The following is a 16,271-nucleotide window of genomic DNA, read 5'->3' as shown; positions in this document are numbered from 1 at the left end:
TTTATATGTAGGCTTTTTATCGCAAGTGGCAAAAAAGCCTTGTAGAGATTAACTCCACAAGACTCATTTTGGACAGATTATAAGTTGATTCGGCTTAATTTTATTAACGATGCCTAGACGTTTGGCTGTTCCGTCATCGGTAGGGCGGGGAAATAGATCGCAAAGCCTCCTCAGGGTTCGCCTTTCGTGGTTAAGTTACAAATGGTAAAACTTTTTAAGAATAGCATATTATTCGTAAATATGATTTAACGGCTTCCGCACGATCATAAGTTTTATGAAAGATTATAAGTGTTTAAAACGGCTCTATACAAAATATTCACTCCATTCATTAAAGCCGACTCATTGAACGTCATATTCGGGTGATGCAATCCTGGTTTCAAATCACAGCCTAGGCCGATCATAGTTGCTTTAAGGGAAGGTTTCTCTATCGTATAAAAGTGAAAATCATCCCCTCCAGGTGTGACTAACTCAGGATGTAAGTGTTCTTTTCCGAGAGTTTGCGTAATGGCGTCACTCATTATACTGATCGCTTCATTATTCATTTTTGCTGCAGCTATTCCGTCTATATTTATGATATCTATATCAATGTCATGGAGGTTTTTCATCGCTTTGAATATACTTTGTACTTTTCCCTCCATTTCTTCCATCACTTTGTTCGTCTGAGCTCTTAAATCTAATGAAAAAGAGGCGTTACCTGGAATAATGTTCGCGTTCTTACTACCCGCATTAAATTTTGTCATTTTTGCGGAATGTGGGACTGTTGGGTCGACATGAATGCTATTGAGCAGATGAACCATTTCCGCTCCAACTTCGATAGCATTATGATTGAGATGGGGTCTTGCTCCATGAGCATCTGGCCCTTTGATCTCCGCGTTATACATTTTCACAGCACCATGTCCGATCACTGGGGAAGCATCTCCCATTGCAACTTCCTGATTAGGTCTTAAATGAATTCCAAATAAGTAATCAACGTCGTCTGCGACATGCTCCTCCACCATTTTTAGCGCACCAGAAGCTTTTTCCTCGGCGGGTTGAAATATAAATTTAATCGCCACTTGATGAGCTAAGTCAGGTTCTTGCTCCAGCTTCCACAATAATCCTAATACCATAGACATATGAGCATCATGACCACAGGAATGGTTGGCTTGAAATTCACCATTCACTTCCTGCCATAGGGCATCTATATCTGCACGCACACCTATAACTGGAAGACTTTTTTCAAAATTTCCAAACTCACCAATTACCCCGGTAAAATCCTCAAACGTGCTGACTCTACATCCACTTTCCCGTAACAATCGCTCGATATATTTAGTCGTTTCTTTCTCTTCCCAACTGATTTCAGCGTGGTTATGTAAATAATGAAAAGTTTCAGTTACTCTCTCTTCCATCGTTTCCTTCACCGTCCTATCCGTTTGATATTAAACCTTATTTCGTATCATATCCTTTTATATATACCTATCTTACAAAAGGGGTTTTCATGATGAAAGGAATTCAAAGGAAAAAACTTTTAATTTTCGTAATCATAACAGTCTTCTCCCTTTCTGTATGGTTAATTAGCTATATTAGTTATTTACTTTCACCTGGTCATCAGTCCTATAACGTAGTGGAAGAATTTTATACACATGAACAGGCCGGTGACTTTGCCGATTCATGGGAATTGCTTCATCCTTTAATGAAAGAGAGATGGAGTAAAGGCGTGTATCTGCAAGACCGCCCTCATGTGTTCATTAATCATTTTGGTGCAAATACTTTTACATTCACAATAGAAAAAGACGGTAAGGTGAATGATTGGAGGATGGAAAAGGAGTCTTCAGCTTTTGATGTAACTTACAAGTTTAATGTCACACAATCTTATAATGGTAAGTATGGAAAATTTGGTTTCTTTCAAGAGGTATATGTTGCGAAAGATAAAGGGGAATGGAGGATTCTCTGGGATTATAACTAAAGGTTTTCAGCCTATTTCAGGTTTTGTCTTCAACTAAAGCCCTCGATTATGTCATAACAGGAAGTTCCGTTTGCCGTATGGAGTTTGGGAGGGCACGGAAAATAGTTCGCTTTCCGCGGGCAGATGCCGAGCCTCCTCGAGCTCCGAACGGGGAGAACCCGAATAGGATGCCTTTACAATGCTAATTTAAGCATGTACAAAAATGATTACATAATAATGTACATTTTTGAGACTCAACTTTATTACAACTATACTTGGAATGGCGGGCATGATAGCCTAGATTGACTAACCAGCCCTTGATACGGTTGTAATTGTGTGGTACCTGGTACCACACAATTGGGTAATAAAATTAAATATGTACATCCTTATACGAGCAAAAACAACATACATTATTTAGTGCCTTCCTCCATAATGAAAACAGAGGATCAACATGCTGTTATGTCTATGGCTACGCGATGATTTCTAGATTCTTGATGTTCCGTACCTCTTCTTCATCGCAAGGGGGGCGGGGAAATGACGAGACTCCTGTGGGATGAGAGGAGAGGCCACTGAAAAAGTCCTTTTCTATTAATAATGAACTTTTTGGAAAAACACTATCCCAAAATCACGTTGTTTTTCTAGTAATAGTGGAGTATTAAGTCCAATTTACCCCTAATTTATAAACCGAAAGTGGGGATGGAATTTTTAGGGATTTGCTTTTCTTAAAATTTACCGGAGTTTTTCAGTGGCCTCGATGAGAGGACATGGTGAGACCCCGCAGCGAAGCGAGGAGGCTCACCGTACTCCCACGGAAAGCGAATTATTTCCCCGACCACCTTCTCCTCCTACCGATGACGGAACAGCCACACAATCTCTATATTAATTTTCAACATAAATATTCAGAATATCTTAGAAATCAAGCAAAAATTAATCAACTTCCACTTTATTCGTAAATATTTGTGGGTCAAAATGAATACTTACAACGGCTATTGTTACCTAACAAATTGGTGTGCAAATTACACTACATTTCTAATGATTTTGAAAAACCGAAAACCCTATTATACCAATGAAAAATGACCATCAATTTAGCATACAAATTGATGGTCATTTCTCATTAAATTTTAATGTTTTTGATAGTAAAGGAACCCGCTACACTGTTCAACCCTACTATTAAGATCTAATCAATATTATATTAAAGACTTCACCTGTCTCCAACCGCCAAGAGCTGTAATGTCTTCTGAAACAGTCTCTGCGTAACCTTCGCAAATAAATCCTGGCACCTCAGTTCCGTCCTCCAGCTCTACTTTTCCTATTCCCAAAGGGGCAGGAATGGAGGTCGTGAAAGAACCTAATGATTTTAGAGGCATTTCCCATATTTCTAATTGGATAGCCGCTCCGCCTTGATGTTGTTTGATCATTCCTGGTTTGGCAGGGTTGCTTGGTATTTGTATCAGCTGATACTTTGGTGCAGTAACTGCTTCTTTAATGAATTCAGCTCCACATTCCTGCATTTGCGTTTCTAGTGGATACCCTCTCATATGCAGGCCACAAACAGCTAAGTAGGTTGTGTCTTCTTTGAATTCACCTTGAGATTCAAAGCTTTTCCCAATAAACCAATCAGCTGTTCCAGTAATTAGACCTTCCTGATCAGATAGACTGAATAAGGTGATACCAAACGGTGTATCTGGGGCAGCTTCTCCTGCTGGAATAGCAACTGCGCTCAAATCAAGTAGATTACAGTGGTTAGTGTAACGACCCATATCACTATTTGTTGAGATTGGATTTTCCCGAACCTCTTCTCTCGTCCATGTTCCACCACAAGTTGGCATGACTAGCACTGCGTTTTGCAGTAGGTTTTTCGCTTCCTTTTTTAGTGCTTGTAGTTTATGCATAGCCTTGAACAACGTCGATGCATCATATTTTTCTTCGGATCCTGAACGTAGTACTTTTTCAGTAGCAGGAAAGGCCGTGTCAGGATGGGATTCGATAAACTCACCGAGTGCGGCCCAACGCTCTGCAATCCAGGGTCCTCCATAAAGAATTTCTGCTGCTTCAGAAAATAATGTTGTATCTATATATTCTACTGGTAGATTTAATTGCTTTATTTTTTCTAACGCTGCATCCCATGCCTCTTGGTACTCTTCAGCATATGTCCCATAAAATCCAAGTGGGTCTTTAGGTAGATAGATTTTTTCTGGGGTTTCGTACACTGGAGCAGGTATTTTTTTCGACCATGGATCAGATAGTTCTTCTCCGCGAGCACTTCCATCGACAGTGAGGGCATCGGTCAAGCTGTGAGAAAATACAGTGACACAATCAAGACTTTCACAGGCCGGGATCACCCCTTTTGTCGACCACGCACCTAAGCTCGGCTTATAACCTACAAGGTTGTTCAGTGCAGCAGGAACGCGACCTGACCCTGCGGTATCTGTACCAAGAGAAAAAACAGCTTGTCCTTTGGCCACGGCTACGGCTGAACCAGCACTTGATCCTCCACTTATTAATTCTTCTCGCAAGGCATTGTGTACTTCACCATATGGACTTCGAGTGCCGACGAGTCCTGTAGCAAACTGGTCAAGATTAGCTTTACCTACGGGAATTGCGCCGGCAGATATTAAACGCTCGACGACTATTGCGTGCTCATTCGGTGTATATCCATATTCCACGCATCCTGCTGTTGTTAGTACACCTGCAAGATCGATATTATCTTTGATCGCAAATGGAATCCCCCAAAGCGGGGCATCAGCTGGATTTAATGCCTCCAGCCGATCAATATATGGTTTAATCCATTTCATGTCAGGAGGGGTGACCCATATATTCATATCTTTATTCTTTTGAGCTCGATGAATGATTTCCTCAACAACTTCAAGAGGATTAGTGCTGCCATTTTGATAATTTTCTCGCAGCCAACCCATCGTCAACTTCTCTGGTATTATACTCACGTAACAGACACCACGCTTTCTTCCTTTTCCTTAATGCAGGCATAAAGCTGCCCTGCCTGTACTTCATCTCCAGGAGTTACATTAATAGAAGAGATATATCCGTCACATGGGGATTCTTGAGGAAACTCCATTTTCATACTTTCTTCTATTATAATAGTGTCACCTTTGTTAACGAAATCACCAGGTGAAACGAGTACTTTCCAAACACTACCTGGCATTTGACAACGTGCTGCTGATTCTCCTTCTGGGACTTCTTCTTCAGCTATTGCTTCTCCTGAATCTCCCTCAGATACATGTTCAGCTATTCCGAGTTCCTTCCATCTTTCTCTTTCAGCTTTAAAGGAAGCTTGCTGGTGATCTCGGAATTCCTTCGCACTTTCTTTAATAGATTCCTGGAATTCTAGATAGTCTCCAAGGTTGAAGGTCGTTTCCGTAATATCCGCTTCAAATCTACCGCGTAAAAAGTCTTCACGCATCTCCATCAGTTCGTCTGGTTCTACTGGATAGTATTGAATCTGATCAAAGAAGCGCAAGAGCCAAGGTTTACCTGGTTCAAAACTTTCTGTTGAGCGTAGACGGTTCCACATTTGAATAGTACGACCGACAAATTGGTATCCACCTGGGCCTTCCATTCCATACACACACATATAGGAACCGCCAATTCCTACTGCATTTTCCGGTGTCCATGTTCTAGCCGGGTTGTACTTGGTTGTAACTAATCGGTGACGAGGATCGGTAGGTGTGGCTAATGGTGCACCTAAATAAACATCCCCAAGTCCCAACACAAGGTAATTGGCATCAAATACAACTTTTCTTACGTCCTCAATGCTCTCCAGACCGTTAATACGTCTAATAAATTCTAGGTTATCTGGACACCAAGGGGCATCTGGCCGAACATTTTGTTGATAGCGATCAGTTGCTAGTTGGGTAGATGGATCATTCCATGATAATGGTAGTTTTACAATTCTTGACGGTACCTCAATCGATTCTAGCGGAGGTAATTGTCCATCTAACTCTAGAACCTTTTGACACGCTTCTTTCACAGTCATTTGTAACGGGTCAATGTGAATTTGCAGGGAACGCACTCCTGGCGTCATTTCAATCACTGGCAGAGTGCCTTTAGATCTAATCTCTTCCATTAATACTTGTACTTGGAAGCGAAGTAGTAAATCAAGTTCCATTTCCCCATATTCTACAAGTAGGTATTCATCACCGCTGCAACGAATGGTAATAGGGAACCTACGATTAGTTTCTTCATATATAAATATAGGATAGTTGGAAGTCAATGTTGTATTCGGTACAGGGAGGTCAGCTTGCGAAAGATTGTCGCGTTCTCCATGACCAATTTCCTCTAGTTTTAATTCCTGAACTTGGCGTAGCTCATTCGCTTCTTCTATGGTAAGCAGTTGAAAACGAATTGTATCTCCTGGGTGGAGCTGGCCTATTTTCCAAAATTCTGCCGAAGCTGTTGTAACTGGACAAACAAATCCTCCAAGACTTGGACCGTCTGGACCGAGTAAGATCGGCATATCTCCTGTTAAATCCAGTGTACCAATGGCATAAGCGTTATCGTGAATATTGGACGGATGGAGTCCTGCTTCTCCACCATCTTCACGAGTCCAATTGGGCGCAGGTCCTTTTAAGCGGACACCAGTACGAGAGCTGTTAAAGTGTACTTCCCACTCAGTTTCCGTTAACTGATTAAGATAGTCCTCTTGCAAATATTCTTCTGTACAATGCGGACCTGGAATGACTCCGATCGTCCAATTATTTGTCATCGCTGGGCGGTCTGATTTATCTAACTCATTTATTGTTTTTGGTTCGTTTCCTTTGTTTACCCCAAGGACATCTCCAGGACGAAGAGCTCTACCGCCGTGTCCTCCGAATCCTCCAAGAGTAAAAGTGGACGAACTGCCTAGAATCTGTGGCATGTCAAAGCCACCTTCAATAAGGAAATACGTGCGCATTCCTTTTTTCGCTTCCTTGAAAATTAACTCCTGACCTTTTTTGGCAAGAATCGGTTGATACATCGATATTTCTGTGCCATTCAATTCAGCCTCCATATCAGCACCTGTTATACAGAACCACATTTCGTTTCGGAAACGATAAGAACCTCCGCGCAGTGTTAGTTCCAGACCAGGGGACTGTTCATCATTTCCAAGCAATTGATTTCCGATTCGTAAAGAATAAGGATCCATTGCTCCGCATGGCGGAACCCCAACGTCCCAGTGCCCCGTCCGTCCGGGATAATCTTGAATAGTTGTTTGAACGCCGCCATCTAGAACTTCCAGCGCATTTTCAGCTGGAGAGAAGTTGGTCAGCAGCTGTGTGAAGATGTCTCCTTTATTAAAGCTCTCTTCTTGCAGGAAAGCCTCAAGATATTGAAGGTTTGAAGTAACCCCGTACATCTTAGTTTCAGAAAGCGCATTTCCTAGCTTTTGGATAGCATCTTGACGATCTTTACCGTGGACGATAACTTTCGCAAGCATTGGATCATAGAGCGTTGTAATCGTAATCCCGTCTTTCACCCATGTTTCATTTCTTGCTTGTTCTGAAAAAACAGCACGATCCAAGTAACCGGCACTTGGACGGAAGTCATGAAGACAGTCTTCAGCGTAAATACGCGCTTGAATACTATGTCCTTGAGACGCTGGCAGCATCGAATCCAATCCAACTAACTGATCAGCAGCTTCTTTCACCATCCATTCAACCAAATCAACACCTAATACTTCCTCAGTTACTCCGTGTTCGACTTGGAGTCTTGTATTCACTTCTAAAAAGTAGTACTGATAAGTTTCTGGGTCATATAAAAACTCAACCGTACCTGCACTACGATAACCAGCCTCTGCAGCTAGTCGCTTCGCAGCATCCAGCATGCTTTGACGAACATCAGCCGATAGGTTCGGTGCTGGGCTTTCTTCTATAACCTTCTGGTTACGTCGCTGAATCGAGCAGTCACGTTCACCGAGTGCGACTACTTCACCATGAAGATTACCAAATATTTGGACTTCCACATGGCGAGACTTTGCAATGAATTTTTCTAGAAACATTCCTCCATCTTTAAAATTAGTTTCCGCAAGATGGCGAACTCCGTCAAATGCAGTACGAAGAGCTTCTTCATCTGCACAAACACGCATGCCAATTCCACCACCTCCAGCGGTACTTTTTAAGATTACTGGATATCCAATCGTTTCAGCCTTAGTTATTGCTTCTTCAAGATCTTCAATTAAATCCGTTCCAGGCAATAATGGTACATCAGCTTGTTTGGCCATATCCCTTGCTGAGTGTTTTAAACCGAATAATTCCATCTGTTCAGCTGTTGGGCCGATAAAGGCAATCCCTTTATCGGCGCAGTCTCGTGCGAAATCTGCATTTTCACTTAGAAAACCATAGCCCGGATGAATAGCCTGTGCCCCAGTCTCAATAGCAGTTTGAAGAATAAGATCTGCATTTAAATAACTTTCCTTGGCCGGCCCCTCCCCGATGCAAATAGCTTCGTCTGCATAATCAACATGGAGACTGTCCTGATCAGCCTTTGTATAAACAACTACTGAAGAAATGCCTAGCTTTTTCAACGTTCGTTCGATACGTACAGCGATAGGACCACGGTTTGCAATAAGCACTTTAGTAAAAATATGAATTACCCCTTTCTTCTGTCTCTTTTATATAACCGAATATTCCAACTATTTAAGAAAAAAAACATCCTTTTCACATCATCTATTGGTCCCAGATTAAAAGCCTAATTGGTGTCGGTTTAAAACCACTGCATGGATTATTTAACTGTGGACAGTTACTGATTAATACTTTCGTTCGGCATCTAGCTTTCATTTCAACATAATGACCTGGACCAGATATTCCATCCTCAAAGGATAGTCCACCTTCAGGAGTGAGTGGTACATTCATAAAAAAGTTGATGTTTGGAGCTAAATCCCTTTTCGTATAGTTTTCCCCCTGCTTTGAGAGTTGCAGCATAAAGTTATCACGGCAATTGTGCATCGGTAGTCGGTCATGAGCGTAACGTACGGTGTTACTTTGTGCAGAACAAGCACCTCCAAGTGTGTCGTGACGCCCCACCGTATCTGCCACAATATCTAAAAGTTCCTTGCCTGACTCAGCTCGCAGAATAGAACCTGTGGTTAAATAGACATTGCTTTGACCTGAAATGGTCGCAATCGCACTGAAATGATCTTCAGGATTTTCTGCATCGTAAAACAAGGTATCAGCTGCCTGATTTCCTTCTTCATCTTCAATACGGAGTACCTGGCCTGGAAGCAATTCATCCATCCATCCATCTCCTGCTGGAAGTGATTTATTATAAACTGCATCTTCTATTTTGCGAGAACTCGTTATTTTAGTTGAAACTGTCATAATGTAGCTCCTCCTTTTATTTTTTCTACTTATTGACCTACCAATGTGGTATAGTCCCATGTATTTTCAAATGCCCGTTTATTTTCTGGAAGATGATTAACACAATGATCATCTTCTTTGACTGGTTCTGCAGGTAGTACCTCTATTTTTAATGGAACTGAAGGATAAAAAGTTTTCGGATCATGCGGATTCGGCGTATTAGAAAGCAATAACAAAACATCCATCTCTGTACGAAGAGTTACTTCGTCCCCTTTTTTGCTATGTCCTTCCTGGAAATGCATATCACCTGTGCGATCAACCACGATCTTCGAGAATAGGTTAAATACAGGTACCAAATCTCGAATCTCTAATCCATTTCTCACTAATTCCATTGCAAAATTCTCTTGACCACTTCGATACCATTCGTTCTGGTTTTCTTGATAGCTCGTTTTTCCATACTTTGCGTCCGTTAACTGACGCGTCGTATAACCTCCAATTGGATCATGCCAATCAAGGTCATCCTCCACAATACTTGCCATCGCCCGGCCATTATCACTCATCAGCACATTCCCTTTAGTTAAACGTGAAGTATGTTGTGCCTTTAATGTGTCTGGCATGTTATATCTTTCTGCTAAGTTTCCTGCATTAAATAGTAAACCTGAAAGATTGGCCCCATCTTCAAGTGCTGTAATTCGAATAAGATTTCCTTTTGCTATATTTCCAGACCACTTTGCACCAGAACGAAGATCTAAACTCCAAATAGTATCCATTTCAAATTCCTCCTTAAATTAAATAAAAACCAATAACTTACGGGGATCATCACGTCAAAATCTCTCAAAATTACTTCCTGGTGATAATAAAAAAAGCCTGGGAGATTTAGAATCTCCCAGGCTTTTGTCCCTCCGTGTATATAGAAAATGCACAATGCATCTCTATACGCTTTCTCTTGGACCTGACTTGATCATTTATCAACGGAACCCTAGAAAGCTTTTTTGTTCTCGTCATTGAGAACCTTATTTATTTGATTTGCTATAGTTCGTAGTATAACCACTGTAATCACTTACTTGCAACATGTATGTTAGATTTTCTGACATACTTTTTTTCTGATCATTTTGGAATAAATCTGTTGATATTCCCCCGAGTCAAGGGGCTAAGTTTACTCAACCCTCGATCCATATTGTTGATGAATAGTCGCTGACAGAGGAATGAGGTCGAGGAAACGACTCGCTTTCCCCACCCCCATTCCACATGGAGGACACGTAACTACTTTATGTTGAGAGAACGAGACTGCCACGTCGCTTCCAACAGATTCCCCTTGATTAAGTGTCACAAATTCGTGCAAAGTCTCATTTCACCAAACTTCTAAAAAAGCCGTGCTGACTCAGTGGAAGACATGATCGTGGCCAACTTGAAGGAATGGTTGCTGTTAAATACTAATTGAATCTAGGTCCATGTCTTTTTGAAGTTGGTCATCAAATAAAGAGTCGTTCATCGATGGTTATCACCGTTTGTTAACGGTAATGATGACCTGCTTATTTTGGCGTTCCTATGGATCACCCCATTCTATTCGTTCGGATTTTTGAGTATTTCTGAAAAATTGATAGTTTAAGAGAATAAATGAACAAATCAATCAAAGTATAGAAAAAGTAAAGGAAGAGGACCACCCGTATGTAGTAGGTGATCCTCTTCCTTTATTTTTTGTAATAAAAATCGTTAATAAATGGAATACAACTCTTTCATAAAATATATTTTATTTTCGATAAGGCTATAACCCTTTTGTTACGGGGTTTCATCCGGTTATTCACCCTATAAATATCCCAAGAAAGTATGTCAGATTTCCTTACATAAGTGTTGCATTTTATTGTTTTACTATTAAGAATTAGGCACATGAACAGATCATCTGAAAATAATTAATATTTTGATTATTCGGTAGAAATTTCTATAAAGTTTTCTACTAATAACAAGCAAAAAGAGAGGGGTTCCCATGAGTAATCAAATGGAATTAAAAAGAACATTAACTTTATGGCAGGTCATCTTTTTAGGACTTGCTTGGAACACGCCAATGATTTATTTTTCCGTTTTTGGTGTCGCATACGAAGGATCTAGTGGATTACTTACTGCTGCATATTTTGTTGCTGTACTAGCTGTTTTATTTACAGGTGCAAGTTACGCTATTATGGCAAAAAAAATTCCGGTTGCAGGATCAGCCTATACCTTTGCTAAAAAAGCTATTCACCCAAATGCAGGGTTTCTCGTAGGATGGGTGCTTTTACTCAATTACCTTTTCGCTCCCATTATTGCTGCCATTACATTTGGCATTTTCCTTCACGCAGAATTCCCATCTGTCCCTCCGTTTGTTTGGATCATTGGATTAATCATACTACTCGCTGCTATAGCTACCCGAGGGGTTAGCTCATCCGCTAATATCAGCAGACTTTTTGTTATTCTCCAAATCATTTTCATGATGATTTTCTGCGCCTATTTGATTTATGGTTTAGTTAGTACGGGTGGAGCTGCCAGCTTAACGTCCACTGAACCTTTTATTAACGTAGACATGTCCCTTCCTGTAGTCTTAGCAGGAGCTTCCATTGTAGTCTTTTCCTTTTTAGGATTTGATACGATGACTACCTTGTCAGAGGAAACCATTAATCCTAAGAAAACAATTCCGAGAGCCATTTTTATTATGATCGGTATCGTTGGAGTTCTACATGTGGGTACATCTTATTTTGTCCAACTGTCTCATCCTAATTTGACGATTGTTGACCCTGACTCTGCGGCGCTTGAATTGATGGGGATTGTAGGCGGGAGTTTACTTCGTTCCGTTTTCATCACGGTTTTAATCGCTGCAATCTTTACGCAGGGACTGGCTTCGATCACTAGTGTTTCTCGACTGTTATATGTGATGGGACGCGATTCTATCCTGCCAAAGAAATTGTTTGGTTATGTGCACCCGAAACTTAAAACACCTGTTCCTAACATCATCATTGCATCTATCATTTCATTATTGGCTATTTTTATTAGTATTGATAACGCTATTCGCTTCGTGAACTTCGGGGCTCTCAGCGCCTTCTTCTTCGTAAATCTATGTGTCATCAGTCTATTTTTCAAAAATAAAACTCGGCGCTCTGTTTCTCAAGTTGTGACCAATCTTGTCTGTCCGCTGATCGGAGCCGTCTTTATTGCCTGGCTGTTGGCTTTGCTTGAACTTCCTACCATTTTTGGAGGATTGCTATGGGTTGCTGCCGGCTTTATTTACTTAATCTACTTAACTAAAGCATTTAAGCAACCTTTACCAGATGCTGAATCAACGGAAAAAACAGAGGAAATACCGGAAAAACAAGCTATATAATCTAACTAGTCTTAATAGAATGTTATACGTAATATTGAATGGTGTGGTTGATTGTGCGGGAAAAAGAGTGACGCCCATTCCCCGCAATCAACTTCATATTTAACTAAACTGAAAAACGGTTCAACCGCTCACCTTATTCTGTTGAAGCCCAGATTATGGAAGACTCATCTTCTTGAATTGTGTGGTACCACACAATTCAACTCAAGCCCCCGATTATGTAATAACAAGAAAGTCCGTTTGCCGTATGGAGTTTGGGAGGGCAGGGAAAACAGTTCGCTTTCCGCGGGCAGACGCCGAGCCTCCTCGAGCTTCGCTCTACGGGGTCTCGACTAGTCTGTTTTTCCCGCAGGAGTCTACCTGTTTTCCCTGCCCTCCCTGCTTTATTTTTCACGAACGAAACCGAATAGGATGCCTTTACAATGCTAATTTAAGCATGTACAAAATCATCACATAATAATGTACACTTTTGAGACTCGATTTTATTACAACTATACTTGGAGTGCGGGCATGATAGCCTAGATTGGCTAACCATCCCTAATTGTGTGGTACCTGGTACCACATAATTGCGAGCAAAAACATACATTATTTAGTGCCTTCCTCCCTAATGAAAACAGAGGATCAACATGCTGTTATATCTATGGCTACGTGATGACTTCTAAGATTCTTGATGTTCCGTACCTCTTATTCATAGCAAGGTGGTCGGGGAAATGACGAGACCCCTGTGGGATTAGAGGACATGGTGAGACCCCGCAGTGAAGCGAGGAGGCTCACCGTACTCCCACGGAAAGCGAGTTATTTCCTCGACCACCCTCTCCTCATACCGATGACGAATTGTGTGGTACCTGGTACCACACAATTTAGTTCCGTATTTTCAAGAATGCGAATGAACCATTTTATGAAATTCGGGTCCCGTGTGAATAGTGCCATGAAATTGACCCATCTCTGCCATTAATAGACCTAGTACTATTGACCTGTTCCGGCGAAGCTAATTTCAATTGGCTCTTTATAACAGATACCTCATATTTTAACAGTAACGGTAAAACGGCTCCGATTTCGATGGAAATATACGGCAAGGGGCGGTGGGGAAGGGGGAGACTCCTGTGGGATACGCGGGTTAGGTGAGACCCCGGAAGGCGCCAGCCTGAGGAGGCTCAGCGCACGCCCACGGAAAGCGACTCCTTCCCCACCAACCCTTTCTCCACACACAATTATTACAGAATCGAATCTTCAACAATCCTGACCTATAACGGTATAAGCTCGACTCTTCATTTGGTGAATTTTAACCGTGAAAACCTAAATAAGACAATAAAGATGGAGCATCAAATTGCTATGCAATTCAATGCTCCATCTTAGTATTGCCTTTAACCTACGTAGCCACATTCCTTATTACTCAGTTCATTTTGGTATTAAACTTTCATAAACAGATAACGTGAAATCCATCTTGTTATGTAGAAGTGTCAAGTCAAAAAGGTATACCAAAAAAACATCCAAGGATATGAAAGAAAACTAGTATTTATTTTCGCATTCTAAAATGTGCATTTAACTGGCCTCGAAGCATATCCTCCCGAACATCCTTATATTTCTTTTTATTCTTCATATCCTTTTTAATTTCGTATGTCTGCACACCTTCTTCGCGCATATCAGCAATTTCTGTAAGACGTTCAACATCTGAAAAAGAATATTTTCTCGTACCATTTTTCGTTCGATCAGGAAAGATTAACTCACGCTGTTCATAATAACGAATCTTACGCTCTGATATCCCTGTTAATTCGTGAACAATACCAATTGTAATTACTTTTTTATCTTTATATGAAGACAAAACATACTCACCCTCTACATCCCCGTCTTGTATGAGGAATTAATATTATGCTTCAAAAGTTCTTTTAGCAGTCGCAACTAGGGGAAATCACTCCTCTAGTAGTTGTTTTTCAATATAAGTCTGGATTTTACTTTCTACTCCCCCCTCTTCAGCTATTACATTTGTTTTATAGTAATCTTATAATATATTTTGAATTTTGTCACTATTTATGTCAGAAAACTTAACATCATATATCAACAAAACCAATCACAGACATTTGTTCCACTCCTTAAAAAGATTTTTCACTTCACATCCCTAACCATCATAAGAACATCTCATTTACAATTGTTGAAGACCATCATGAAAGGTAGTAGTTGTAGATTTATATTCTAGAAAGATCCCATTGAAAGTATAATTTCACTACTTTTGTTTAGGTGAATGGGATGGGAGAACCGGCTCGATTCCGATGGAAACATACGGCAAAGGGCGGTGGGGAAGGGGGAGACTCCTGTGGGATACGCGGGTTAGATGAGACCCCGGAAGGCGCCAGGAGGCCACTGAAAAAGTCCTTTTCTATTAATAATGAACTTTTTGGAAAAACACTATCCCAAAATCACGTTGTTTTTCTAGTAATAGTGGAGTATTAAGTCCAATTTACCCCTAATTTATAAACCGAAAGTGGGGATGGAATTTTTAGGGATTTGCTTTTCTTAAAATTTACCGGAGTTTTTCAGTGGCCTCGGCGCCAGCCTGAGGAGGCTCAGCGCACGCCCACGGAAAGCGACTCCTTCCCCACCGCCCCTTTCTCCACACAATATATCGGAATCGAGTATTTAAAAATACTGCTCCCTAACGTAATAACAATTATTTCAAATCCACACCATTTAGTCTAAATGCCCAATACATTTTACCCCATTAAAATAACAAAACCTTAAACATCCGTTTTTAAATAATTAAAATTCACTATTGGCATTAACACATAAATTATTTAAAATAAAATACGAACATTATAATTAATAAAACCCAATAATGTTCGTAAATTATAAAAGGAGGACAAACATAATGGCTCGTACACTAGCGAAAAATATTCTTGGATTGTTGATGATTGCCCTTATCATTACAGGTTGTGGTCAGCAAGCTAAAGAAACATCAGCAGCGAATGAACAAGAAAAAGACACAGTCGGTATCATTGGACCAATGGAGGTAGAGATAGATCTATTACGCTCTCATATGGATGTTGAAAATACTAAAGAAAAAGGTAAATTAACTTTTTATGAAGGTGAACTGAAAGGACAACCTATTGTACTCGTTCAATCAGGAATTGGAAAAGTCAACGCAAGCGTAGCCGCACAAATTCTCGTTAGTGAATTTGATGTAGATCTACTAGTCAATTCAGGAGTCGCTGGAGGAATTCATCCAGACTTAGGTCTTGGAGATATTGTTATTTCTACAGAAACCGTCCATCACGATATGGATGAAACGGCAAAAGGATACGAACCTGGTCAGATTCCTTACATGGATACAAAATTCTTTAAAGCTGATGAAGAGCTTATCAATTTAGCTAGAAAAGGAACAAAGGGATTACCTGATTATGTCGATGTATTTGAAGGTCGCATTGCAACAGGGGATCAGTTTATCGCTGAAAAAGAGAAAACCGAGTGGATTTATGATACGTTTAATGCTTATGTAGTTGAAATGGAAGGTGCAGCTGTGGGACAAGTTGCCTACTTGAATAATATTCCATATGTTGTTATTCGCTCGGCTTCTGACGATGCAGGAGAAGAAGCTGCTGAAATTCAGGAAAACTTTGTGGAAGAGGCGGCTCAAAACTCCAGCCAAGTGATTGAGAAAATTCTTGAAGAAATGTAGATATATAGTTTTCAATTCTACTCTTAATTAAAAAAACACCCC

At 40.6% G+C, this 16,271-nt stretch carries 9 protein-coding genes and 1 riboswitch; of the genes, 3 read left to right on the top strand and 6 right to left on the bottom strand.

Annotated elements, in window-relative coordinates; all coding sequences use genetic code 11:
• Window positions 1–272: 272 nt before the first annotated feature.
• Window positions 273–1,388, bottom strand: a complete 1,116-nt coding sequence (locus ACFQIC_RS11335) for a M20 peptidase aminoacylase family protein (RefSeq protein WP_204709397.1) — start codon at window positions 1,386–1,388, stop codon at window positions 273–275.
• A gap of 92 nt (window positions 1,389–1,480) precedes the next feature.
• Between ACFQIC_RS11335 and ACFQIC_RS11330 the strand changes: the two genes are divergently transcribed.
• Window positions 1,481–1,945, top strand: a complete 465-nt coding sequence (locus ACFQIC_RS11330) for a hypothetical protein (RefSeq protein ID WP_390217105.1) — start codon at window positions 1,481–1,483, stop codon at window positions 1,943–1,945.
• A 1,166-nt stretch (window positions 1,946–3,111) separates the two neighbouring features.
• Here ACFQIC_RS11330 and atzF read toward each other — a convergent pair.
• The 4 genes from atzF to ACFQIC_RS11310 all read right to left on the bottom strand — a co-directional run bounded on the left by atzF (window position 3,112) and on the right by ACFQIC_RS11310 (window position 9,983).
• On the bottom strand, window positions 3,112–4,839 hold the full coding sequence (gene atzF, locus ACFQIC_RS11325) for an allophanate hydrolase (RefSeq protein ID WP_204709485.1): 1,728 nt from the start codon (window positions 4,837–4,839) through the stop codon (window positions 3,112–3,114).
• Window positions 4,840–4,862: 23 nt separating this feature from the next.
• Complete coding sequence (gene uca / locus ACFQIC_RS11320; RefSeq protein ID WP_204709480.1) at window positions 4,863–8,501, bottom strand: urea carboxylase; 3,639 nt, start codon at window positions 8,499–8,501, stop codon at window positions 4,863–4,865.
• An 82-nt stretch (window positions 8,502–8,583) separates the two neighbouring features.
• A complete protein-coding gene (locus tag ACFQIC_RS11315) occupies window positions 8,584–9,234 on the bottom strand; it encodes an urea amidolyase associated protein UAAP2 (protein ID WP_204709396.1) in 651 nt (216 codons plus the stop codon).
• A 29-nt stretch (window positions 9,235–9,263) separates the two neighbouring features.
• Complete coding sequence (locus ACFQIC_RS11310; protein WP_204709395.1) at window positions 9,264–9,983, bottom strand: urea amidolyase associated protein UAAP1; 720 nt, start codon at window positions 9,981–9,983, stop codon at window positions 9,264–9,266.
• 111 nt (window positions 9,984–10,094) lie between these two features.
• Window positions 10,095–10,207: riboswitch (guanidine-I (ykkC/yxkD leader) on the bottom strand.
• 990 nt (window positions 10,208–11,197) lie between these two features.
• Here ACFQIC_RS11310 and ACFQIC_RS11305 point away from each other — a divergent pair.
• Window positions 11,198–12,562: an APC family permease gene (locus ACFQIC_RS11305; protein ID WP_204709393.1), complete on the top strand. Its 1,365-nt coding sequence runs from the start codon at window positions 11,198–11,200 to the stop codon at window positions 12,560–12,562.
• Window positions 12,563–14,075: 1,513 nt separating this feature from the next.
• Here the strand turns inward: ACFQIC_RS11305 and ACFQIC_RS11300 are convergent.
• Window positions 14,076–14,381, bottom strand: a complete 306-nt coding sequence (locus ACFQIC_RS11300; protein WP_204709392.1) for a MerR family transcriptional regulator — start codon at window positions 14,379–14,381, stop codon at window positions 14,076–14,078.
• A gap of 1,041 nt (window positions 14,382–15,422) precedes the next feature.
• On the opposite strand from ACFQIC_RS11300, the gene ACFQIC_RS11295 reads away from it, so the two are divergent.
• On the top strand, window positions 15,423–16,229 hold the full coding sequence (locus ACFQIC_RS11295) for a 5'-methylthioadenosine/adenosylhomocysteine nucleosidase (RefSeq protein ID WP_204709391.1): 807 nt from the start codon (window positions 15,423–15,425) through the stop codon (window positions 16,227–16,229).
• Window positions 16,230–16,271: the final 42 nt, after the last annotated feature.

The organism is Halobacillus seohaensis (genome assembly GCF_042663045.1).
In the GTDB taxonomy this organism is placed as follows: domain Bacteria; phylum Bacillota; class Bacilli; order Bacillales; family Halobacillaceae; genus Halobacillus_A; species Halobacillus_A seohaensis.
Note: the sequence above shows the minus strand (reverse complement) of the source record. Positions and strands in the feature narration are given on the sequence as shown.